18 protein-coding genes are annotated in these 22,136 nt (G+C 71.9%); 4 read left to right on the top strand and 14 right to left on the bottom strand.

What is annotated here, in order from left to right; genetic code table 11:
* Nucleotides 1-54: 54 nt before the first annotated feature.
* From GA0070607_RS19515 to GA0070607_RS19480, 8 genes are all read right to left on the bottom strand, one after another.
* Entirely contained in the window at nucleotides 55-1,182 is a 1,128-nt protein-coding gene (locus GA0070607_RS19515) for an ABC transporter permease (RefSeq protein WP_089019488.1), read from the bottom strand.
* Complete coding sequence (locus GA0070607_RS19510; protein WP_231929987.1) at nucleotides 1,179-2,858, bottom strand: sugar ABC transporter ATP-binding protein; 1,680 nt, start codon at nucleotides 2,856-2,858, stop codon at nucleotides 1,179-1,181. Before GA0070607_RS19510 ends, GA0070607_RS19515 begins: the two co-directional genes overlap by 4 nt.
* Nucleotides 2,833-4,011, bottom strand: coding sequence for an ROK family transcriptional regulator (locus GA0070607_RS19505; RefSeq protein WP_089019487.1), 1,179 nt, complete (start codon nucleotides 4,009-4,011; stop codon nucleotides 2,833-2,835). The genes GA0070607_RS19510 and GA0070607_RS19505 overlap by 26 nt, the downstream gene beginning before the upstream one ends.
* A 259-nt stretch (nucleotides 4,012-4,270) precedes the next feature.
* Nucleotides 4,271-5,296, bottom strand: a complete 1,026-nt coding sequence (locus GA0070607_RS19500) for a YihY/virulence factor BrkB family protein (protein WP_089019486.1) — start codon at nucleotides 5,294-5,296, stop codon at nucleotides 4,271-4,273.
* Between the two features lie 62 nt (nucleotides 5,297-5,358).
* Entirely contained in the window at nucleotides 5,359-6,168 is an 810-nt protein-coding gene (locus GA0070607_RS19495) for an ABC transporter permease (protein WP_089019485.1), read from the bottom strand.
* 9 nt (nucleotides 6,169-6,177) lie between these two features.
* Nucleotides 6,178-6,978: an ABC transporter permease gene (locus tag GA0070607_RS19490; RefSeq protein WP_089021951.1), complete on the bottom strand. Its 801-nt coding sequence runs from the start codon at nucleotides 6,976-6,978 to the stop codon at nucleotides 6,178-6,180.
* Between the two features lie 160 nt (nucleotides 6,979-7,138).
* Nucleotides 7,139-7,678, bottom strand: a complete 540-nt coding sequence (locus GA0070607_RS19485; protein ID WP_089019484.1) for a hypothetical protein — start codon at nucleotides 7,676-7,678, stop codon at nucleotides 7,139-7,141.
* A 129-nt stretch (nucleotides 7,679-7,807) separates the two neighbouring features.
* A complete protein-coding gene (locus GA0070607_RS19480) occupies nucleotides 7,808-8,740 on the bottom strand; it encodes an ABC transporter ATP-binding protein (protein WP_089019483.1) in 933 nt (310 codons plus the stop codon).
* Nucleotides 8,741-8,883: 143 nt separating this feature from the next.
* On the opposite strand from GA0070607_RS19480, the gene GA0070607_RS19475 reads away from it, so the two are divergent.
* A complete protein-coding gene (locus tag GA0070607_RS19475; protein WP_089019482.1) occupies nucleotides 8,884-11,172 on the top strand; it encodes a TRAP transporter permease in 2,289 nt (762 codons plus the stop codon).
* Nucleotides 11,169-12,188 carry a TAXI family TRAP transporter solute-binding subunit gene (locus tag GA0070607_RS19470; RefSeq protein WP_089019481.1) on the top strand — a complete coding sequence of 340 codons (1,020 nt, stop codon included), beginning with the start codon at nucleotides 11,169-11,171 and terminating at the stop codon, nucleotides 12,186-12,188. Before GA0070607_RS19475 ends, GA0070607_RS19470 begins: the two co-directional genes overlap by 4 nt.
* 67 nt (nucleotides 12,189-12,255) lie before the next feature.
* Here GA0070607_RS19470 and GA0070607_RS19465 read toward each other — a convergent pair whose 3' ends face one another.
* Both GA0070607_RS19465 and dnaG read right to left on the bottom strand, forming a co-directional pair.
* Complete coding sequence (locus GA0070607_RS19465; RefSeq protein ID WP_089019480.1) at nucleotides 12,256-12,798, bottom strand: hypothetical protein; 543 nt, start codon at nucleotides 12,796-12,798, stop codon at nucleotides 12,256-12,258.
* Entirely contained in the window at nucleotides 12,798-14,684 is a 1,887-nt protein-coding gene (dnaG, locus tag GA0070607_RS19460) for a DNA primase (RefSeq protein WP_089019479.1), read from the bottom strand. The genes GA0070607_RS19465 and dnaG overlap by 1 nt, the downstream gene beginning before the upstream one ends.
* A gap of 135 nt (nucleotides 14,685-14,819) precedes the next feature.
* Here dnaG and GA0070607_RS19455 point away from each other — a divergent pair, with 135 nt between their 5' ends.
* Complete coding sequence (locus tag GA0070607_RS19455; protein ID WP_089019478.1) at nucleotides 14,820-16,028, top strand: low temperature requirement protein A; 1,209 nt, start codon at nucleotides 14,820-14,822, stop codon at nucleotides 16,026-16,028.
* Nucleotides 16,029-16,034: 6 nt separating this feature from the next.
* Here the strand turns inward: GA0070607_RS19455 and GA0070607_RS19450 are convergent, their stop codons facing one another.
* The 3 genes from GA0070607_RS19450 to GA0070607_RS19440 form a co-directional block, all read right to left on the bottom strand.
* Nucleotides 16,035-16,865: a siderophore-interacting protein gene (locus tag GA0070607_RS19450; RefSeq protein WP_089019477.1), complete on the bottom strand. Its 831-nt coding sequence runs from the start codon at nucleotides 16,863-16,865 to the stop codon at nucleotides 16,035-16,037.
* 15 nt (nucleotides 16,866-16,880) lie between these two features.
* Nucleotides 16,881-18,146: a deoxyguanosinetriphosphate triphosphohydrolase gene (locus GA0070607_RS19445; protein WP_089019476.1), complete on the bottom strand. Its 1,266-nt coding sequence runs from the start codon at nucleotides 18,144-18,146 to the stop codon at nucleotides 16,881-16,883.
* Nucleotides 18,147-18,218: 72 nt separating this feature from the next.
* The gene (locus GA0070607_RS19440) at nucleotides 18,219-18,572 is read right to left on the bottom strand and encodes a VOC family protein (protein WP_089019475.1); all 354 of its coding nucleotides are present in this window, start codon (nucleotides 18,570-18,572) and stop codon (nucleotides 18,219-18,221) included.
* A 254-nt stretch (nucleotides 18,573-18,826) separates the two neighbouring features.
* On the opposite strand from GA0070607_RS19440, the gene GA0070607_RS19435 reads away from it, so the two are divergent.
* Nucleotides 18,827-19,327 carry a roadblock/LC7 domain-containing protein gene (locus tag GA0070607_RS19435; RefSeq protein ID WP_089019474.1) on the top strand — a complete coding sequence of 167 codons (501 nt, stop codon included), beginning with the start codon at nucleotides 18,827-18,829 and terminating at the stop codon, nucleotides 19,325-19,327.
* Between the two features lie 50 nt (nucleotides 19,328-19,377).
* Here GA0070607_RS19435 and ppdK read toward each other — a convergent pair whose 3' ends face one another.
* Nucleotides 19,378-22,086 carry a pyruvate, phosphate dikinase gene (ppdK, locus tag GA0070607_RS19430; RefSeq protein WP_089021950.1) on the bottom strand — a complete coding sequence of 903 codons (2,709 nt, stop codon included), beginning with the start codon at nucleotides 22,084-22,086 and terminating at the stop codon, nucleotides 19,378-19,380.
* Nucleotides 22,087-22,136 lie beyond the last annotated feature (50 nt).

Raw genomic sequence — 22,136 nt, 5'->3', positions numbered from 1 at the left:
AGGTCCGGCCACTGTCGAAGGTCTCGACGTGGCCAGCGAACAACGTGCGGTGCGTCAGGTTGTGGTGGTGAGCCTGTTCCGCGCGAGGAGCCGAGTGAAGGACTTGAACTGGAACTGCTGGACCAGGACGGCGACGACGATGATGCCGCCCTTGACCATGTTCTGTGCCTCGATGGAGAGGCCGTTGATGGCGAAGAGATTCGTGATCGTGGCGAAGATGATCACACCGAGCAGCGAGCCGACGACCGTGCCCCGGCCGCCGCTGAGCAGCGTCCCGCCGATGATCGCGGCGGCGATCGCGTCCAACTCGTAGAGGTTGGCCATCGCCGCCTGGGCCGAGGTGGCCTGGGAGGTGAGCATGATGGCCGCGATGCCGCAGCAGAGGCCGGACAGCGCGTAGAGCAGCATGGTGTGCCGGCGGACGTTGATACCCGCAAGCCGGGCGGCCTCCGGGTTACCGCCGACCGCGATGGTCCGCCGACCGAAGGTCGTCCGGTTGAGCAGGATCCACCCGGCCACCACCACCGCGCCGAGGATGTAGACCAGGATCGGAATCCCGATCACCTTGCGCGCCGCGATGTCGTTGATGAAGGTGCTGCTGGAAACCTGGGTCTGCTTGTTGGAGATCGACGCCGCGAGCCCGCGGGCGGCCACCAGCATCGCGAGCGTCGCGATGAACGGCACCAGCCGCCCGTACGAGATGAGCACGCCGTTGACCAGGCCCACGCAGATGCCGACCACGATGGCGGCGAAGATCATGCCGCCGGCACCGTAGCTCTGGGTGGCCACCGTCGTGCACCAGACGCCGGCCAGCGCGACTATCGCTCCGACCGACAGGTCGATCCCGCCGCCGATGATCACGAAGGTCATGCCGACGGTGACCACGCCGACGACGGAGGCGAGCTGGAGGATGGCCAGGATGTTGTTCCAGACCCAGGTCGGGTCGTCGTAGAGGTCGGGCTTGGTGATCGCGCCGACCAGGATGAGCGCGGCAAGCACCCCGATCAGGCCGAGGTTGCGCTTGACGCCGTCGCCGTTTTCACCCCGCCACCAGGAAAGGCGGCCCCGCGATGCCGTCCTGTCGCCGGCCGCCGCCGTCTCCGCCGGATCCACCGGCGGCGACTGCGCGGGAAGCTGCGCGCGCTCCGGTGTCGCGGTGGGAGTGGGAGTCGCGTCGCTCATGCCGGTGCGCCTTCCATCAGGGACCCCGCCATGACGAGGTCGAGCACGGTGTTCTCATCGAGTTCGCCGGCCGGGGCCTCGCGGACGACCCGACCCTCCCGCATCACCAGGACCCGGTCGGCCAGGCCGAGCACCTCGGGCACCTCGCTGGAGACCAGCAGCACCCCGACGCCCTGCGCGGCCAAACCCCGGATGACCTGGTAGAGCTCAGCCCGGGCACCCACGTCCACGCCCCGGGTGGGCTCGTCGAGCAGCAGCAGCCTGGTGCCGCCGAGCAGCCAGCGCCCGACCACCACCTTCTGCTGGTTGCCGCCGGACAGGGTGCGCACCGGCCGGCCGACGTCCCGGGGCCGCAGCTCCAGGCTCTCGGCGATCCGGTCGGCCTCGGCCCGTTCCTTGGCGGCGTCGGTGAAGCCGAGCCGCGCGTACCGGCCGAAGGTGGCCAGCGTGACGTTGCGGTAGATCGGTTCACCGAGCAGCAGCGCCTGGCTCTTTCGTTCCTCGGGGGCCATCCCCATGCCGGCCCGCACCGCCGCGCCGACACTGCCCGGACGTAGCACCCGCCCGGTCATCCGGACCGTGCCGGCCTCCGCGGCCCGGGCGCCGTAGATGGTCTCCAGCAGCTCGGAGCGGCCGGAGCCGACCAGGCCGGCGATGCCGACGATCTCACCGGCGCGGACGTCGAGCGAGACGTCGGCGAACTCGCCGGGACGGGTCAGCCCCTCCACCTGGAGCAGCTCGGCGCCGACCGTGTCGTCGGTCGGCCGGTCCGGGAAGACGTACTCGATGGTCCGGCCGGTCATCCGGCTGACCAGGTCGCGGGTCGGGGTGTCGCGTGCCGGCAGGTTCGCCGCCGTGGTCCGGCCGTCCTTGAGTACTGTGACCCGGTCGCCGATCTCGCGGATCTCCTCCAGGCGGTGGGAGATGTAGATGACAGCGATGCCCTGTGCGGTCAGCTCGCGGATGATGCGGAACAGGTTGCCGACCTCGTCGTGGGCCAGCACCGCGCTCGGCTCGTCCATGATGATCAGTCGGGCCTCGTGCGACAGTGCCCGCGCCATGCTGACGATCTGCTTGCCGGCGGCCGGCAGTGCCCGGACCATCCGCCCGGGCGGAATCTCGCCGTGGCCGAGCCGGCCGAGGATCTGCCGGGTGTGCCGGGCCATCCGGCCGCGCCGGACGAACCCGAAGCTGCGGTGCTCGTGGCCGAGGAAGGCGTTCTCCGCCACCGAGAGATCTTCGACCAGGTCGAGTTCCTGGTAGATGGTCGCGATGCCGGCGCGCATGGCGGCCTGCGGATTGGCGAAGGTGACCGGCTCGCCGCGCCACTCGACCTCGCCGGAGTCCGGCTGGTGCACGCCGGACAGCACCTTGATCAGCGTGGACTTGCCGGCGCCGTTCTGCCCGAGCAGGCAGTGCACCTCCCCCGCACGTACCTCCAGCTGCACGCCGTCCAGGGCGCGTACCCCCGGGAAGGTCTTGACCACGTCGGTCAGGCGCAGGACGACCTCACCGGCGACGGTGTCGGCGGGGGCTTCGATCAGCGGCGCGTCGGTGCCGGTGTCCGTCGGCTCGGTGGCGATGTTCTCCTCGGACTGGGCCACGGTCTCCTCCTCGCTCACGACGGTTTTCCGGCTCGCGACTGCGGGCTCATGTGGCCTCCGCGAACGCGACATCGCTGGCGAGCACCGCCGCGCCGGCGACGCCGGCCCGACCGCCGAGCTCGGACAGCACGACCGGCAGGTTGCCGGTGGCCAGCGGCAGCGACCGGCGGTAGACCACGCTGCGGATCTCGGCGAGCAGGATGTGCCCGAGCTGGGCCAGCCCGCCGCCGATCACGATCATCGACGGGTTGGTGAAGCTGACCAGGCCGGCGAGCACCCCGCCGACCTGCCGTCCGCCGTCACGGATCAGCTGTATGCAGGTCACGTCCCCCTCGACGGCGCCCTCGGCGACGTCGAGAGCGGTAACCACGCCGCGCATGGCCATCCGCTCGGCCAGCGCCGGCGACACCCCGCTGCGGGCGGCGGCGGTGGCTTCCTTGGCCAGCGCGGCGCCGCTGAACAACGCCTCCAGGCAGCCGACGTTGCCGCAGGAGCACATCGGACCGTGCGCGTCGACCTGGATGTGGCCGATGTCCCCGGCGCAGCCGTCGGTGCCCCGGTAGACCTCGCCGGTGAGGTAGATCCCGCACCCTATTCCGGTGCCGATCTTCACGAAGAGGAAGTCGTCCACCGAGTGGGCCACTCCGCCGTGTCGCTCGCCGATCGCCATGATGTTGACGTCGTTGTCGACCACCGCCGGGCAGCCGTGCTCCCGGCTGAGCAGCTCGCGCACCGGGAAGCGGTCCCAGCCGGGCATGATCGGCGGCGAGACCGGGACGCCGTCACGGAAACTGACCGGGCCGGGCACACCGATGCCCACCGCGTCCAGCCGCTCGTACGCGCCGTCGACCTTGGCCTTGTGCAGCAGCTCGTTGACCCGTTGCAGGGTCACCTTCGGTCCGTTGCGGATGTCGGCGGCTTCGGCGTAGTGGGCCACCGGTTCGAGCCGGCCGTTGACCACCTCGACGTCCATCGAGCTGGCGCCCAGGTCGACGGCCGCGAACCGCAGCTTCGGGTTCAGCTCGACGAGCGTGGAGCGACGTCCGCCCCGGGAGGCGGCCAGCCCGGCTTCGGCGACGTAGCCCAACGCGACCAGTCGATCCAGCTCGGCCAACAGCCGCGGGCGGGGCATCTGGAGCCGGTCGGCCAGCTCGGCCCGGGACACGGCCCCCTCGTCGCGGAGTAACCGCAACAGCCGGACGTGCAGGGGGTCGACGGTCCGCACCCGGACTCACCTCTTCATTGGACTCGTTCACATCGGCGCAATGCCGATGTGTTGTGTCCGACACAGTAGGAGCGTTCCGTGTCGCCTGTCCAGAGCTTCAGCCGTTCTGATGCCAACTTTTGTCCGGAAGAACAAAAGCTACTAGTCGATCAAGAAAAGGATCGCTCCGCACCCGGATCCGCTCGCTCCGCGTGCCGCCGCCGGACACGCGACCGCCCCGCCACCTGACACCCAGGTGGCGGGGCGGTTGGCGAGGGCGTCAGCGGCCTCCCGCGGCGTTCCGCTTCTTCCTCAGCTTGCGGTCGTCCCGCAGCTCGACGTACGGCTCCTCGTCAACGGAGTGGCCGGCCGAGATGGCCCGGCCGCGCTCCAGCTCCGCGTCGAACTCGGCGCCCAGCAGGATCGCGATGTTGCTCAGCCAGAGCCAGACCAGAAAGATGATCACCCCGGCCAACGCGCCGTAGGTCTTGTTGTACGAACCGAAGTTGCTCACGTAGAAGGCGAACAGGCCGGAGACCACCAGCCAGATCACCACGGCCAGCACCCCACCCGGACTGACCCAGCGGAACCCGCCGTGCCTCGCGTTCGGGGAGGCCCAGTACAGGATCGCGAACATCAGGCTGACCAGGACCAGCAGCACCGGCCACTTGGCGATGTTCCACACCGTTACCGCCGCGTCGCCCGCTCCGATCGCGTTCCCGGCCAGCTCGGCGAGGCGACCGGTGAAGACCACGATCACCGCGCAGGCCAGCAGCAGCACGCCGATCACCGCGGTCACGCCGACCCGGATCGGCAGGGTCTTCCAGATCGGCCGTCCCTCCGGCACGTCGTAGATGGTGTTCGAGGCGCGCATGAACGCGGCGATGTACCCGGACGCGGACCAGAACGCGGCCAGCAGACCGATGATCGCCGCGATGCTGGCCAGACCGCCGTTCTTACCCGCCTGGGTGATCGCATCCGTGATGATCTGCTGGATGTTGCCCTCGGGCACCGCCTGCTTGACGGTGTCCTCGACGCCCTGGGTGGCGCCGGGGCCGAGCAGGCCGAGGATGGAGATCAGCACCAGCAGCCCCGGGAAGATCGACAGCACCCCGTAGTAGGTCAACGCGGCCGCCCAGTCCGTCAGGCTGTCGTCCTGGAACTCGGAGACCATCCGGCGTAGCGCCGCCTTCCAGCCGCTGCCGGGCAGGTCGGTGGGGCTGTCCGGCCCCTCGTCCGGGCCGACCGGCCCACGGGCCGGGTCACGGTCACGCCCGTCGCCAACGGAAGACTGGTCGGAGGCCATCGCCCCTCCTCATCGTCGTGGTGTCGCCTCCGACATGCCCCGAGGAGGGCGGCGGGTAACCCCTACCGGTAGAGCAACCTGCCCATCCGGCGGGAAGCGACCAGCAGGCCGAACGCCATCATCGCCAGCAGGTAGAGCACGTCGAGCAGCCAGAACCAGCCGCCGGTGCCCAGCGCGACGCCGCGGATCAGGTGCACCGACCGGTAGAGCGGCGTGGCCTCGATCAGCCAGTGCAGCAGGGCCGGGTAGGCCTGGGCCGGCACGAACGTGCCGGAGAAGAGGAAGAGGGTGAACTGGGCGGAGCCCATCAGGTCGAAATCCTGCCAGCTGCGCATGAAGGTGGACAGCGCCATGCCGAGCGCGCCGAAGGCGAACCCGACCAGCACGGCCGCCGGAAGCGCGGTCAGCGCCCGGGCGACGGTGGTCAGGTCCAGCGCGACCATCACCCCCAGGAACGCCGCCGAGTAGGCGCTGCCCCGCAGCATCGCCCAGCCCAACTCGCCGAGGGCGATCTCGAACGGCCGTACCGGGGTGGCGATCACCCCGTCGTACAGCTTCATGTACTTCATCTTGCCGAAGAAGTTGAAAGTGGTCTCCGCGAGCGCCCCGGTCATCGCCGAGGAGGCGAGCATCGCCGGGGCCACGAACTCGGCGTACGAGACCAGCCGCCCATCGGGCAGCGGCAGGTCGCCGACCAGCGTGCCGACACCCACCCCGATCGAGAGCAGGTAGAGCAGCGGCTCCACGAAGCCGGAGAGCAGCAGCAGCCAGTAGACCGACTTCAGCGCCGCGACGTTGCGCTCGACCACTGACACCGACCGCCGGGACGCGGCGGAGACGTCGACCAGCCGAGGCAGGATCAGCGTGACCACGACAACTCCCTAGACGATGAGCTTGCGACGGAACGCGCGCAGCGCCAGCAGCCAGCCGGCGAGTGACCAGGCCACCAGGTAGAGCAGGTGCCCGGCGACCGACCACTGTGGGGCGACGCCGAGCGTGGCCGCACGGCAGAGGTCGACGGCGTGCCACAGCGGCGTCACGTACGCCAGCCAGCGCAGCGCGTCGGGCAGCGACTCGACCGGGAAGAACACCCCGGCGAACAGCGTCATCGGGATCACCGCGAACCGGAACAGCATCGCCAGCCAACTGTCGCTGGACACCGACGCGGTGTACGCGAAGGTCGGCGCGGCCACGGCCAGCCCGAGCAGCGCCACCACCGGCAGGGTGACCACCGCCCACGGTGAGCGCAGCGCCCCGAACAGCCCAGTGACCAGCAGGAACGCCGCGATCGAGGTGAGCACCCGGAACATCACGAAAGCCAGGTGCCCGGCCAGGATGTCGGCCACCCGCAGGGGTGCCGCGCTCTGGGCGAAGTACGTCTTGATCCACCGGAAGTTGCTGAACACCGGCCACGTCGAGTCGCCGACGGTCACCTGCAGGGCGGTCGAGGCGATCAGCCCGGGGACCAGCCAGTCGAGGTAGCGCACACCGCCGACGCCCTGGTCGATGTAGGCGCCGACGCCCAGCCCGAAGCCGAGCACTGTCAGCACCGGCAGCAGGAACGAGGAGAACACCCCGGCCCGCCAGGTGCGCCGGTAACCCACCAGGAAGTAGTCGAACACGGCCAGCGCCGGCACCCGCGGCAGCGCGGGCCGAGCCCGCTCCCGCGCCGAACCCGCCACGCTCACCACGACCACCCCCGCAGCACCACGCCCGCCACCCCGACCTTCCTACCCCGGGGGTACGACAGGCCGCCGGTCACCCTACGGCGACACCCGCCGACCTGTCCCCCGGTTTCCGTCGGCCCCGCGCCGTCATGAACCGGGGCGCACGACGACGGGATCAGGCCGGACGGTGGGCGCGGACCAGCACCTGCACGGCGTAGCCGAGCAGCAGCAGCCCCGCACCGGTGCCGATCACCAGACCGGCGGACACCGCCGAGGCGAGCCCGGTGACGAGGCCCGCCGCCGCCACCACGCACAGCGCGACGCCGAGCGGCCGGAGCAGCGGGTCCCGCAGAAGCGGGGCGAGCGGGAAGAAGTGCAGCCCGACCACCGCGCAGACCAGCACCGGGATGTACTCGGACCAGCCGGCGGCGGCCAGCACCGCGGCCCCCAGCCCGGCGGCGGCGAACTCGGCGACGACGATGAGCAGGTACCGACGGTCGGTCGCCCGGTCCCGGGGGCCACCCGTGCCCCGGGTGCGGGCCGACAGCACGCCGCCCGCCACGGCGGTGAGCAGTGCGGCGATGCTGCCCACCACCAGCAGGGCACGCAACGGCTGCTCCGCGGCCGGCACGCTGAACCAGACCATCGCGAAGATGCCCAGGTAGAGGGCGGTCAGCCCGGCCTGGTGCCGGCTGTTGGTCTGCACGTCGGACATGAAACCCCCGTGGTCAGTTCCCGGTCGGGCGGACATGCCGACCCGGCCGCCGATGCTACGCAAGATCAATTCGGGGGTTTGCACCCCGCTCACCCGCCACCTGACCCGGTCTTCGGGCACCCACGCGGGTCAGTCGACCAGGGTGCGGCCGGTCAGGTGGAGGAAGACGTCCTCCAGGCCGCTGCGTCGCACCAGCACGTTGGCCGGGCTGAGCCCCAGCGCGGCGACCTCGGCGACCGCCGCGTCGCCGTCGGACACGTACAGCAGGACCCGGTCGGGTAGCACCTCGACCCGCTCCCCCAACCCGTCGAGCTTGCCGGCGAACGGCTCCTGCGACTCGGCGGCGAAGCGGAGCTCGACCACCTCCCGGGTGGAGTGCTGCTCGATCAGCGCCCGGGGTGAGCCCTCGGCGACGATCCGCCCGCCGTCCATCACCACCAGCCGATCGCAGAGCTGCTCGGCCTCGTCCATGTAGTGCGTGGTGAGCACCAGCGTGACGCCCTGCTGCTTGAGCCGGAACAGCCGCTCCCAGACCAGGTGCCGGGCCTGCGGGTCGAGCCCCGTGGTCGGCTCGTCGAGCAGCACGATCTCCGGATCGTTGACAAGCGCGCGGGCGATGGTCAGCCGGCGCTTCATCCCGCCGGAGAGCGGCTCGACCTTGCTGTCGGCCCGCTCGCTGAGCTGGACGAAGTCGAGCAGCTCGGCGGCCCGCTCCCGGGCCACCCGCCGCGAGATGCCGAAGTAGCGGGCGTAGACGACCAGGTTCTCCCGGACGGTCAGCTCGGGGTCGAGATTGTCCAGCTGTGGGCACACGCCGAGCCGGGCCCGGATCGCCGGCCCGTCGCGGACCGGGTCCATGTCGAGGATGCGCAGCTCGCCACCGCTCGGTGGGGAGATGCAGCCGACCATCCGCATGGTGGAGGACTTGCCGGCGCCGTTGGGCCCGAGGAAGCCGAACGCCTCGCCCGAGTGCACCTCGACGTCGATGCCGGCCACGGCGGTGAAGTCGCCGAACCGCTTCACCAGCCCGCGAGCCTGAATCAGTGGTCGCCCCGAAGTCACCGACCGACCCTAGCCGCCGGGTCCGACAGCTCTCCAGGCAAATTCGAGCGGGGACGACGGGACGCAGTCCACCCTCGACCGCACCGCGCCGAAACGGCCGTCGATGCCCCACCTGCCGCTTGATCGACGTGTATCGTCCCCTCGTGTCGCCCACCCGTTCGCCAGACGGTTCGCCGCCACCCGCACAGCCGGCCAACTCCCCCGCCGACGAGCCCACACCGGGCGACGGCGGCGCACCGCCCCGACCGAGAGCGGCCGAGGTTGGCACGTCCACCGCGGCCGGCAGCGCCGACCCGTCCGGGCGGGCCGACGACGCCGCCCCCGTCGACGCTGAACGGGCGACGCGGGACCTGGCCGCCCAGTTCGAGGACGAGAAACCGGGGCGGGTGTTGTCCGGGCCGGCCGGTCTGGTCCTCACCGCGGCGGCGCTGGCGGTCGGCGCACTCGCTCTCTGGCAGGTGTTCCGCCCCCTCGCGCAGGGCAGCAAGTACTACCTGATCTTCTTCCTGGCGGGCGTACTGCCGCTGGTGTTTCTGGTCTACCCGGCCGACCTGCGGCTGGCGGCCCGGCTCCGGGCCCGGCTGCGCCGCACCGGCGGCAGTGACGGACCGGTCGGCCCGGGGTTGCCACGTCCGGCGCCGGCGCGACCCACCGCCGTGGACTGGGCCCTGGTCGCCCTGGCGGCGGCCGGCTGCCTCTACCCGGTGCTGCCGATCGATCTTGGTACGGGCGGCGGCGGCTACAACGCCTTCCTCGACCGGCAGGGCCTGCTCGTGCCGCTGGACCTGGTGATGGGCACCCTCCTGCTGCTCCTGCTGCTGGAGGCGTGCCGACGGGCCACCGGGTGGATCCTGCCCGCGGTCTGCCTGCTGTTCCTCGGCTACGGCTACTACGGCGGGCTGCTGCCGCAGGCCTGGCCGGTCGCCCACTCCGGGCTCGACTTCAGCCAGTTGATCGACGCGTTCTACAACTCGGACAGCGGCTTCTACGGCACGCCACTGGACGTGGCCGCGTCGTACATCGTGCTGTTCACCATCTACGGCGCGGTGCTGGAGCTCTCCGGAGCGGGGCGGTTCTTCGTCGAGCTGTCGGCGGCGGCGTTCCGCCGCTCGCGCACCGCCGCCGGGCGGACGGCGGTGGCCTCCGGGTTCCTGCTCGGCACCGTCTCCGGGTCCGGCGCCGCGACGACGGTGAGCATCGGTGCGGTCACCTGGCCGCTGCTGCGCCGCGCCGGCTATCCCCCGGAGCGGGCCGGCGGCATGCTCGCCGCGGCCGGGGTGGGGGCGATCCTCTCCCCGCCCACCCTGGGCGCGGCGGCGTTCATCATCGCCGAGTACCTCGGCGTCTCGTACCTCCAGGTGCTGGGCTGGGCCACAGTGCCGACGGTGCTCTACTACCTCGGCATCCTGCTCGCCGTGGAGATCGACGCCCGGCGCTCCGGCGTACGCCCCGTGGTGATCGACGTCAGCTCGCCGTGGCGTCTGCTGGCCCGGTTCGGCTACCACTTCGCCTCGCTGATCGCCATCGTCGTGCTTCTCGCCGTCGGCGTCTCCGCGACGAGGGCGGTCGTCCTCGCCACCCTCCTGGCGGTGGCGCTCTCCTTCCTGGACCGGGCGCACCAGCTCACCCCGGCCCGGCTGGTGACCGCGCTCGTCACCGGCGTACGCGGGGTGCTGGCGGTGACCGCCGTCTGCGCCGCCGCCGGCATCATCACCGCCACCACCACGAAGACCGGCCTCGGGCCGCAGGCGGCGGCGCTGCTGATCGGCGGGGCCGAGGCGGTCACCTCGGACCCGACCCTCGTGCTGGTGCTCACCGCGCTGCTCGCGGCCGTCGCACTGAGCCTGCTGGGCCTGGCCGTGCCGGTCACCGCCTCGTTCGTGATCGGTTGGGTGATCGTCGGCCCGGCGCTGCTCGACCTGGGCGTGACGGCGCCGGCTGCGGCGATGTTCGTCTTCTACTTCGCGGTCCTGTCCGAGGTGTCGCCCCCGACGGCGCTCGCCGCGGTGGCCGCCGCGGCGGTCACCGGCGGCCGGCTGGTGCCGACCATGTGGCAGACCCTGCGGTACGCGCTGCCGGCCTACCTGACACCGATCGCCTTCGTGATCACGCCGGCCGGGCTGGGGCTGCTCGGTATCGGCGGCGCCCGACGGATCGCCTTCGCCGGTGTGGTCATCGCGCTCAGCGTGGCCGTGCTCGCCGTCGCCGCCGGCGGTTGGCTGCCCGGCGTCGGCCCCGCCGGCGCCCCGGAGCGCGTGCTCGGCGCACTCTCCGGCGTCACCCTGCTCTGGCTCGAACCCGTGCCGGTCACGGTCGGCGCCGCACTGGCCGCCGTCGCGGTGGCCGGAGTGCTCGTACGACGCGGAGCCGCCGCCCGGACCGGCGGGCCGCGAGCCGGATCACCAGCCAACCTCCGGGAGGAGAAACTGTGAGACGAATCGACGTACGGCTCGTGGCGGGCCTGAGTGTGGTGGCCCTCGTGGCGGTCGGCGCGGCGGGGTGCGGAGGCCAGCAGGGCGGCGCGGCCAAGGACGACGCGGCCAGCGAGGTCACCTGTGAGGTGAGCCGGGAGACCCGGGTGGGCATCGCCACCGGAAACGCGACAGGCGTCTACTACGTGGTCGGCAACGCCCTGGCCGGGCAGCTGTCCGGGGCGACCGGCGGCAAGCTCACCGGCACCGCCGCGGAGACCGGCGCCTCGGTGCAGAACGTCGAGCAGCTGGTCAGCGGCCAGTACGACGTGGCGTTCTCCCTCTTCGACACGGCGGTCAACGCGGTTCAGGGCAAGGGCAGCTTCACTGCGCCGCAGCCGGTCGAGGCGCTCGCGCGCATCTACGACAACTACACGCAGGTCGTGGTCCGCAACGACGCTCAGATCGGCTCGGTGGCCGACATGCGGGGCAAGAGGATCTCCACCGGTTCGCCGAAGTCCGGCACGGAGGTGATCGCCAACCGGCTGCTGGAGGCCGCGGGCCTCGATCCGGCCAAGGACATCCGTGCGCAGCGCCTGGACCTGGCCAAGACGGTCGAGGGCATGAAGGATGGCAGTGTCGACGGCTTCTTCTGGTCCGGTGGCCTGCCGACCGGCGGCCTGACCGACCTGTTCACCACCGCCGGCGACAGGGTGAAGTTCATCGACATCGCGCCCCTGCTGCCGAAGATGAACGAGTTGAGCCCCGCCTACCAGGCCGGGACGATCGGCCGGGACGCGTACCGGACGGCGGCGGACACCCCGACGATCGTCGTGCCGAACGTGCTGCTGGTCCGCAAGGACCTGGACGCCAACGTGGCCTGCGCGATCACCCGGACGGTGTTCGACAAGCGGGACGCCCTGGCCCAGGCCAACCCGGCCGCCAAGGGCATCTCCCTGGAGAACGCCCGCAAGACCGAGCCCGTCCCGCTCCACCGAGGTGCCACCAAGGCCCTAAAGGACCTAAACGCCCCCTAACCGCGCCCCCGCCTCGTTGATCTAGGGCATATCGTCGCCAATGGAGATCCACTCACGACGATATGCCCTAGATCAACGTGCTCGGCGGTGCGGTGGCGGCGCGGGCGGCGGTGACCAGGCGGTCGGTCTCGGCGAGCAGGTCCTCGGCGTCCGGCGAGGTGCCGGGGTCGAGGCGGACGGTCCAGGTGAGACCGTCCACTCCGGCCACGCGCCGGGCCGCGACCCGGGCCGCGCCGCCGGGCACCGGGTGGTGTTCGGTGTACGCCACCGACCGGGTCACCCGGGCCCGCACCTGGTGCGGCAGCTCGCCCGGGTCGAGCAGCAGGTAGGTCTCGGCCGGCCCGTCGGCGACCACCGTGTAGCCGTCGCGTTCGACGAGGGTCTCGGCGGGCGTGACGGTGAGCTCCCGGCCGGACCAGACCGCCTTGAGGATGGTGTGCCAGCCGAGCCGGTGCCCGCGCCCGGGCAGCCACAACCCGAGGTTGCTGGCCACCACCACCCCGTCGCCCTCGCCGTTGCCCGCCGCGGCCCAGGCCAGCACCCGCTCGTCGGCGGTCAGCGGCGGCCGGTCGGCCGGGGGGAGCTTCGGCTTGCGGCTGAACAATCCCATCAGAGCCCTCCTGCGGCCTGCTCGCGCAGCGCCCGCGCGTGCTGCTCCAGCGACAGCAGCTCGCCGAAGGCGGCGAAGTACTCGTCCTTGTTGTTGACCGGGTTGATGCGCTGGATCCGCGACTTGAGCTCCCGGATGCGGGCCGTCACCGACCCGAACTGCACCCGGGCCATCGTGATCGACACGTAGCGCGGGTCCGGTTCACCGTCGATCCGCAGTGGCTCCACGGCCAGTTCGCCGACGAGTGCCGCGGACGCCAGGTCGTCGCAGGCGTCGCGGACGGACTCGATCCAGACCGCGCCGCTCGTCGCCGACGCGGCCCCGCCGGCCGCCGCGATGGCCGCGCGCACCGCGACGTGCACCGGGTGGCGGTACTCCGTGGCCTCGATCGCGTCGAACATGGGCCCGGCCAGCACCGGCTGCTGGAGAGCGAGCTTCAACGCCTCCCGCTCGACCATCGACTGCGGGCTGTCCAGCGCCGGCTCCGGGCGGGCCGCGGCGGGCCGGGCCGCGGGTGCGGATGCGGCGTCCCGGGCGTTGGGCGGCGGGGCGGAGGCGGCCGCGAGGACCGCCCGCTGCACCGGCTCGATCTCCATGCCGAGGTCCATGGCGAGCTTGCGGACGTACTCCGGGCGCTTCTCCCGGTCCTTGAGCTGCGCGACCAGCGGCGCGGCACGGCGCATCGCCTCGACCCGGCCGTCAACCGTGTCCAGGTCGTACCGGCTGATCACGTGCCGCAGCGCGAAGTCGACCAGCGGCTCGCGCCGGGCGACCAGGTCGCGGACCGCCAGGTCACCCTTGGCCAGGCGCAGCTCGCACGGATCCATGTTGTCGGGGCTGACCGCGATGAACGTCCGGCCCACGAACCGTTGGTCGTCGGAGAAGGCGCGGAGCGCCGCCTTCTGCCCGGCGGCGTCCCCGTCGAAGGTGAAGATGATCTCCCCGGCCACCGAGTCGGTGTCCAGCAGGAGCCGGCGCAGCACCCCGATGTGGTCGGCGCCGAACGCCGTGCCGCAGGTCGCCACCGCAGTGGTCACGCCCGCCAGGTGGCACGCCATCACGTCGGTGTAACCCTCGACGATCACCGCGCGGCCCTGCTTGGCGATCTCCCGCTTGGCCTGGTCGATGCCGTAGAGCACGTGCGACTTCTTGTAGATCGGCGTCTCGGGCGTGTTCAGGTACTTCGGCCCGTCGTCGTCGTCGAAGAGCTTGCGGGCACCGAAGCCGATCGCGTCACCGGCGAGGTCGCGGATCGGCCAGAGCAGCCGGCGGCGGAACCGGTCGATCAGCGTGCCGGAGCGGGACTCGCGGGACAGCCCGGCGGTGACCAGCTCCTGGTGGCTGAAGCCCTGTTGGCGAAGGTGCTTGGTGAGCAGGTCCCAACCTTCCGGCGCGAAGCCGCAGCCGTAGCGCTCGGCGGCGGCCCGGTCGAAGCCGCGCTGGGCCAGGAACTCCCGCGCCGGCCGGGCGCCCGCGGTGCTGAGCTGCGCCCGGTAGAACTCGACCGCGGCGGCGTGCGCGGCCACCAGGCGCTGGCGCTGGCCCTGCTGGGGACGCGGGCGCGGGGTGCCCTTGTCGTCCTCGACGTAGCGCAGCTGGATGCCGGCGCGACCGGCCAGTCGCTCGACGGACTCGACGAAGCTGAGGTGCTCGGCGTCCATCAGGAACTTGATCGCGTCGCCGCCGGCCCCGCAGCCGAAGCAGTACCAGACGTTGCGGGCCGGGGAGACGTTGAACGACGGGCTCTTCTCGTCGTGGAAGGGGCACAGGCCCTTGAGGTTGCCACCCCCCGCCGACTTCAGCGTGACGGTCTCGGAGATCACATCCCCGATCGAGGTGCGTTCCCGGACCAGTGCGATGTCCTCGTCCCGGATCCGCCCAGCCATGCGCCACCCCCTCGGCGTACATCCTGCCCTGCCGGACCGACGACGCGCCGGCCGGGGGACGCCGGTGTGGCGGCGGCCGCCACGGGCTCTTCGGTTCCGGCCCGGGAGCCGGGCCCGCGCGGGGACCATGACCAGATGCGCAGGGTACGGACCGTCAGCGCCCGCGTGCCGGGATGGTTGACCGGTTGGCTGGGCGTACGCGGGCCCGCGCCGCTGACGGACGAGGCCGGGCACCGGCACGCCACCTGGCTGGAACTCTTCCTGGACGTCATCTTCGTGTACGCGCTGGCGGCGGTGGTGGCCCGGCTGGGCACCGATTCGACCCCGACGCTGAGCGCCATGCTGGCCGTGAGTGGGCTCTTCGTGGTGGTGCAGTGGGCCTGGATGGGGCAGGTCTACTACGACACCCGATTCGACCCGGACGACCTGCCGCACCGGTTGTTGGTGCTGGTCGCACTGGTCGGCGCCGGCGCGATGACGCTCGGCGTGGACGAGGTGCCGGAGAGCCCGCTGCTGCCGATCGGCTACCTGATCGTCCGGGGCGTACTGCTCCTGCTCTACCTGCGGGCCCGGCCGACCAGCCCGCAGGCCCGCATGGTGACCTCGGTCTACCTGCTCGGCTTCGGGCTGGGCTGGCTGATCTGGCTGGTCTCGCTGGCCGTGCCGACCACGCTGCGCCCGGTGCTGTGGATCATCGCGATGGTGATCGAGCTGGCCACGCCCTGGGTCGGCAGGCGCTGGCTCGAAAAGTGGCCGGTCGACCGCCGGCACCTGCCGGAGCGGATCGGGCAGTTCACCATCATCGTGCTGGGCAGTGCGCTGGCCAGCCTGCTCTTCGCGGTGCCGGACCACCCACGGCCGCACATGATCCTCACCGCCGGGTTGGCCTTCGTGGTGCCGGCCGCGGTCTGGTGGGTCTACACCACCTTCGTCACCACCGGCCTGGTGACGACCCGCCTGCGCGGCGGGCAGGCGTACACCTACCTGCACATCCCGCTCGGTGGTTCGTTGCTGCTGCTCGGCTGGTCGCTCGGGCAGGCGGTCCGGCTGGTCGACACCGGCGCGACACGGCTGCCGCTGGAGGTGCGGCTGCTGCTGAGCGCCTCGGTGGTGGTCTGGACGCTGTGCGGGCTCGGCCTGTACGCGCTCTCGGCCCGACCGAGCCGGGCCCGGGTGGCGATCGCCGGCTACGGGGTGGTCTCGGTCAGCCTGATCGGCGCGACGGTACGCGAGCCGCGGCTGCTGCTGTTCCTGATCGCCGTGGCGATCGTCGGGTACGCCGTGCTGCTCAACCGGCCGCTCACCGCGGTCCGCGAGGAGTGGAATCGCCGGTCCGGCGGCTGACCATGCTCAGGCGGCCGTGGCCTCCTCGGCAGCCACCTGGCGGTTCCAGTCGGCCTTGGTCGAGCGCCAGCCCTCGTCGTCCATGCCGCGCCGCCAGTAGCCGGAGATGGAGAGCTGATCGGCGGCCAACCCCCGCTCGGTGCGCAGCAACCGGCGCAGCTCCCGGACGAAGGTCGCCTCGCCGTGGACGAAGGCGTGCACCTGACCCGGCGGGAACTCCAACTCCCGGACCGCCGCCACCAGCGCGGCACCCACCGGGCGCTCGCCTCGGTGCAGCCAGGTGAGCTGAACCGCACCGGGACTGAGCAGTTTCTGCTCGTCCGCCGGGTCGGCGACCTCCACGAAGACGTGCGCCGGGGCGCCCAGCGGCAGCCGTTCCAGGGCGGCGCCGATCGCCGGCAGGGCGCTCTCGTCGCCGACCAGCAGGTGCCAGTCCGCGTCCGGGCTCGGGGCGTACGCCCCGCCGGGGCCGACGAAGTGCACCGGATCGCCCGGGCGCAGCGTGGCCGCCCACGGCCCGGCCAGCCCCTCGTCGCCGTGGTGCACCACGTCGACGGTCAGCTCCTCGGCGAGCGGGTCCCAGCGCCGCACGGTGTACGCACGGAGCCGGGGCCACTGCTCCCGGGGCAGGTCCCGGCGGATCTCGGCGAGGTCCAGCGGCTGCGGGTACGCGACGCCCGGCTGCGGGAAGACCACCTTGATGTAGTGGTCGGTGAACTCGCCCAACGGCAGGTCGCGCAGTTCGTCCCCGCCGAGGACGAGCCGGATGAGGTGCGGGGTGGGCCGCTCGGTGCGCAGCACCCGGACCGAGGTGACGTTCCTGGGGCGTTCCGTCATGCCACTTAGGCTAGCCTAAGCTGCGCCGTCGCTCGCCAGCGGTGGGTTGCCGCCGACCAGACGGGTGTGCCAGGTCACGGCCGCCGGGTCGGTGAGCGAGGCGACCTGGTCGATCACCACCCGCAGCCGGGCGGCGTCGTCCGGCGCGGCCCGCCACAGCGGGGCGAAGACCGGATCGAGCCCGTCCGGCGCCCGCCGGACCAGCGCGGCCACCAGCTCGGCGAGCATCGCCCGCTGCCGCTCGTAGCGGCCCCGGAAGCCGGCACGACGCATCACATAGCGCAGCGCGATGCCCTTGAGCAGAGCGCAGTGGGCCCGGACCAGCCGCGGCACCACCAGATCGGCCGCGTAGCGACGGTGCGGGCCGGGGCCGAACCGCTCCTCGGTGGCAGCCACCGCCGCGGAGACGAACCGACCGGTCAGTCCGCTGGTGGTGGCCTTCAACGCGGCCTGCGCACGGTGACTGCCGTCGTACCCGGCGAGCGGGGCGAGCAGCGGGTCGGCCAGCAGCTCGACCAGCACCTCGCCCAGGTCGGCCGGGGACTCCCCGGAGTAGGTGGCGGCCACGTCGGCGCAGAGGGCGGCCCGCTCGTCGGCGTCGGCGAGCAGCGGGCGCAGCGAGACGTACCCGCCGTGGATGCCGTCCTCCACGTCGTGCACCGAGTACGCGACGTCGTCGGCCCAGTCCATCACCTGCGCCTCCAGGCAGCGCCGGTCGCCGGGCGCGCCAACCCGGATCCAGTCGAAGACCGGCACGTCGTCGGCGTACACCCCGAACTTCCGCTGTCCCGGCCGGCGTGGCCAGGGGTACTTGCCGATCGCGTCGAGCGAGGCGCGGGTCAGGTTCAGCCCGGCGGACGAGCCGTCCGGGGCGAGCACCTTCGCCTCCAGCCGGGTCAACACCCGCAGCGTCTGCGCGTTGCCCTCGAAGCCGCCGCAGGACGTGGCGAGCAGGTCCAGGGCCGCCTCGCCGTTGTGCCCGAACGGCGGGTGCCCGAGGTCGTGGGCGAGCCCGGCGACGTCCACCACGTCGGGGTCGCAGCCCAGCCGGGCACCCATCTCCCGGGCGATCTGGGCGACCTCCAGCGAGTGCGTCAGCCGGGTACGCAGGAAGTCGTCCGTGCCGGCGGTGTGCACCTGCGTCTTCGTGGCCAGTCGACGGAACGCCGCGGAGTGCAGCACCCGGGCGCGGTCACGCTCGTACGGTGACCGACGGTGGCCGGTGTCCTTGGGGGCCTCCTCGACCAGCCGGGCGTCCGCCGCGGATGGCGCTGCGGTCAAGCGGTCACCGGCCTAGCCCTCGCGCTCACGGAAGCCGCCTCTGTTCGCGACTGCGGGGCTCGCAAACCCGGCTCACTCCTCGCGCTCACGAAGAACGCAGAATTCGTTGCCCTCCGGGTCGGCCAGCACCGTCCACTCCACGTCACCCTGGCCGATGTCGACGTGCCGGGCGCCCATGTCGACCAGCCGCTCGACCTCGGCTTCCTGGTCGGCTGGGCGCAGGTCGAGGTGCAGCCGGTTCTTCCGCTCCTTGCCGTCGGCCACCCGCGCGAAGAACAAGGAGGGACGCCGGTCCGCGGACTGGCGGATCTCCACGCCGTCCGGCTCCTCGGCGACGACCTGATAGCCGAGCGCCTCCGCCCACCAGCGGGCGAGTCGGGCCGGATCGCGGGCGTCGACGGTCAGGCTCTCCCAGACGCTGCTCATGCAGTCACCCTTCCCCTTCGACGGCGCGCGCAATCGGCGGTGTGCGAGGGGGCCAAGATTACGCCCGCCCGAGCCTCCGGACCTGCCCGCGACGCCTCGTCGAAAGGTCCACAACCGCCGATCGGCTGGCAGTTGTCAGCCGATCGCCGACCGTTACGGGCTCGCGGACGGAAGTGGCCGCCGGTAGCGTTCCCAGCGCGGAACGTGACCAACCGATCGCACGCAGGGGCCCGACCGGTAGGGAGAAGACGCTCGTGGACGCAGACATGGTGGTCGGAACGGAGCTACGCGGGCTGCGTAGGCGCCGCCCCGAGGTCGCGGGGACCGTCCTGGCCGGCACCGACGGGCTGCTCATCTCCAGTGACCTTCCCAGCACCGACGCCACCCACCTCGCCGCGCTCGCCGCGGCGAGCTTCGGTCTGGGTAACCGGGTGGCGGACACGGCCCGGCGGGGCGAGTTCCGGGAGTCGGTGGTGCGCACCACCGCCGGCTGCGTGGTCACCTACCCGGCCGGGCGCACCGCCCTGCTGACCCTGGTCACCGTCACGTCGGCAGGCGACCTGGAGGCGCTGCACGAGGAGGCCCGGGCGGTGGCCCGCCGGGCCGGCTCGGTGCTGGACAACCGGGACGCCGGGGCCCCTGCCTCCGCCGTACCGGACGCGCACGCGCCGCTGGCCGTGCGTACCCCGATGGCCACCCTGCCGGCGCAGTTGCGCCGCTCGGCCCGGCCCACCTGGCGTCGCCCGCCGATCTGATCATGAGTGCCGGCGGCGGCCCGGAGGCCCGGGCCGCCACCGGCAGCGCGTCAGCGACTGTCCGAGCCGTCGGTCTCCACCGCCGCCCGGCCGGCCTCCAGCCGGGCCACCGGCACGCGGAACGGCGAGCAGGAGACGTAGTCCAGGCCAACCTCGTGGAAGAAGTGCACCGAGTCGGGGTCGCCGCCGTGCTCACCGCAGACGCCGAGCTTCAGCCCGGGCCGCGCGGCCCGGCCCTCCTCGGCGGCGATCCGCACCAGCCGGCCGACGCCGTCGCGGTCGATCGACTCGAACGGCGAGATGCCGAAGATGCCCAGCTCCAGGTAGCGCCAGAAGAACGCGCCCTCGACGTCGTCCCGGGAGAAGCCCCAGCCCATCTGGGTGAGGTCGTTGGTGCCGAAGGAGAAGAACTCGGCCGCCTCAGCGATCTGCCCGGCGGTCAGCGCCGCCCGGGGCACCTCGATCATGGTGCCGATCAACACCTCGACGCCGCTGTCCCCGACCACCTCGGCGATGATCTTCTCGGCCTCGGCGCGCACCGTCTCCAGCTCCTGCACGGCGCCGACCAGCGGCACCATGATCTCCGGCTTGGCGGTCCCACCGCCGCGGGCGCAGGCTACGGCCGCCTCGGCGATGGCCCGTACCTGCATCGCGAACAGGCCGGGGATGACCAGGCCGAGGCGGACACCCCGGAGCCCGAGCATCGGGTTCTCCTCGTGCATCCGCCGGACGGCGGCGAGCAGCGCCTCCTCCTTGGCCACGTCCTCGCCGCGCTCCTGGGCGACCGCGACGTTGACCGCGAGCTGTTCCAGCGGCGGCAGGAACTCGTGCAGCGGCGGGTCGATCAGCCGGACGGTCACCGGCAGGCCGTCCATCTCGCGGAAGATCTCCTCGAAGTCGGCCCGCTGCAACGGCAGCAGCGCCGCCAGCGCCGCGTCCCGCTCGCCCTCGGCTCGGGCCAGGATCAACCGCTCGACCAGCTCCCGCCGGTCACCCAGGAACATGTGTTCGGTGCGGCACAGCCCGATGCCCTCGGCGCCGAAGCGCCGGGCCCGGGCGGCGTCCGCACCGGTGTCGGCGTTCGTGCGGACCGCGAGCCGCCGCCGGCCGTCGGCGTGCGTCATGATCCGGTGTACGGCCCGGACCAGCGCGTTGTCGATGTGCTCCGGGTCGAGACTGCCCTCGAAGTACTGCACCACCTCCGACGGCATGACCGGCACCTCACCCAGGTAGACCTTGCCGGTGGTGCCGTCGATGGAGACGACGTCGCCCTCGCTCACGGTCTGCCCGGCCACCGTGAACCGCTTCGCCGGCACGTTCACGTCGATCTCGTCGGCCCCGGACACGCAGGTCTTGCCCATCCCCCGGGCCACCACGGCGGCGTGGCTGGTCTTGCCACCGCGCGACGTGAGGATGCCCTTGGCGGCGATCATGCCGTTCAGGTCGTCCGGGTTGGTCTCCCGACGAACCAGGATCACCGACTCGCCCTCGGCGGCCAGCTCGACGGCCCGGGCGGAGGTGAAGACCACAGTGCCGGACGCCGCGCCGGGCGAGGCGCCGATGCCCTTGGCGACCGGCTGGAACTCGTGGTCGAGCTGGAAGCGGGGGAACATCAGCTGGGCCAACTGCGCGCCGTTGACCCGGTGCAGCGCCTCGTCCAGGTCGATCAGACCCTCGTCGACGAGCTGCCCGGCGATCACGAACGCGGCGGCGGCGGTGCGCTTGCCGACCCGGGTCTGCAACATCCACAGCTTGCCGCGCTCGATGGTGAACTCGATGTCGCAGAGGTCCCGGTAGTGCCCCTCCAGCCGAGCCATGAACGAGAGCAGTTCGTCGTAGGACTTCTTGTCGAGCTGCTCCAGCTCCTGCAACGGCACAGTGTTGCGGATGCCGGCGACCACGTCCTCACCCTGGGCGTTGGCCAGGTAGTCGCCGTAGATGCCCTGGGCGCCGCTGGCCGGGTCACGGGTGAACGCGACGCCGGTACCGGAATCGGGGCCGAGGTTTCCGAAGACCATGGTCACCACGTTGACCGCGGTGCCGAGATCGGCCGGGATGCGCTCCTGGCGGCGGTAGAGCACCGCGCGCTCGGCGTTCCACGACTCGAAGACCGCCCGGATGGCCAGGTCGAGCTGTTCACGCGGCTGCTGCGGGAACTCCCGGCCGGTGTGCTTGAGGAAGATCTTCTTGTACGTGTCGACCAGGCCGCGCAGGTCCTCGGCGTCCAGGTCCAGGTCGTTGTGGGTGCCCTTGGCGCGCTTGATGTCGTCGAGGGCGTGCTCGAACTCCTCGCCGGGCACCTCGCAGACGGTCTTGCCGAACATCTGGATGAGGCGGCGGTAGGAGTCCCAGGCGAACCTCTCGTTCCCCCCGGCCTGCGCGGAGAGGCCGACCACGCTCTGGTCGTTGAGGCCGACGTTGAGGACGGTCTCCATCATGCCGGGCATGGAGAACTTGGCGCCGGAGCGAACGGAGACCAGCAGCGGGTCCTGCGGGTCACCGAGGCGCTTGCCCATCGCGCGCTCCAGCGATTCCAGGTGCGCCTCGATCTGGCCGGCGAGCCCGTCCGGCTCCCGGCCGGTCGCGAGGTACGCCTGGCAGGCCTCGGTGGTGATGGTGAAGCCGGGCGGAACGGGCAGACCGAGGTTGGTCATCTCGGCGAGGTTGGCGCCCTTGCCGCCGAGCAGGTCCTTGAGGTCCTTGTTGCCCTCGGTGAAGTCGTAGACGTACTTGTGATCGACGGTCTCTTGCGCTGCCACCAGAGCCTCCCACGCGCGCCGGATTGACACTTAACGAAGGTTCAGTTTCC

Origin of the sequence: Micromonospora coriariae (assembly GCF_900091455.1) — a bacterium.
GTDB lineage: Bacteria > Actinomycetota > Actinomycetes > Mycobacteriales > Micromonosporaceae > Micromonospora > Micromonospora coriariae.
This window is presented reverse-complemented; position numbering and strand designations above follow the sequence as displayed.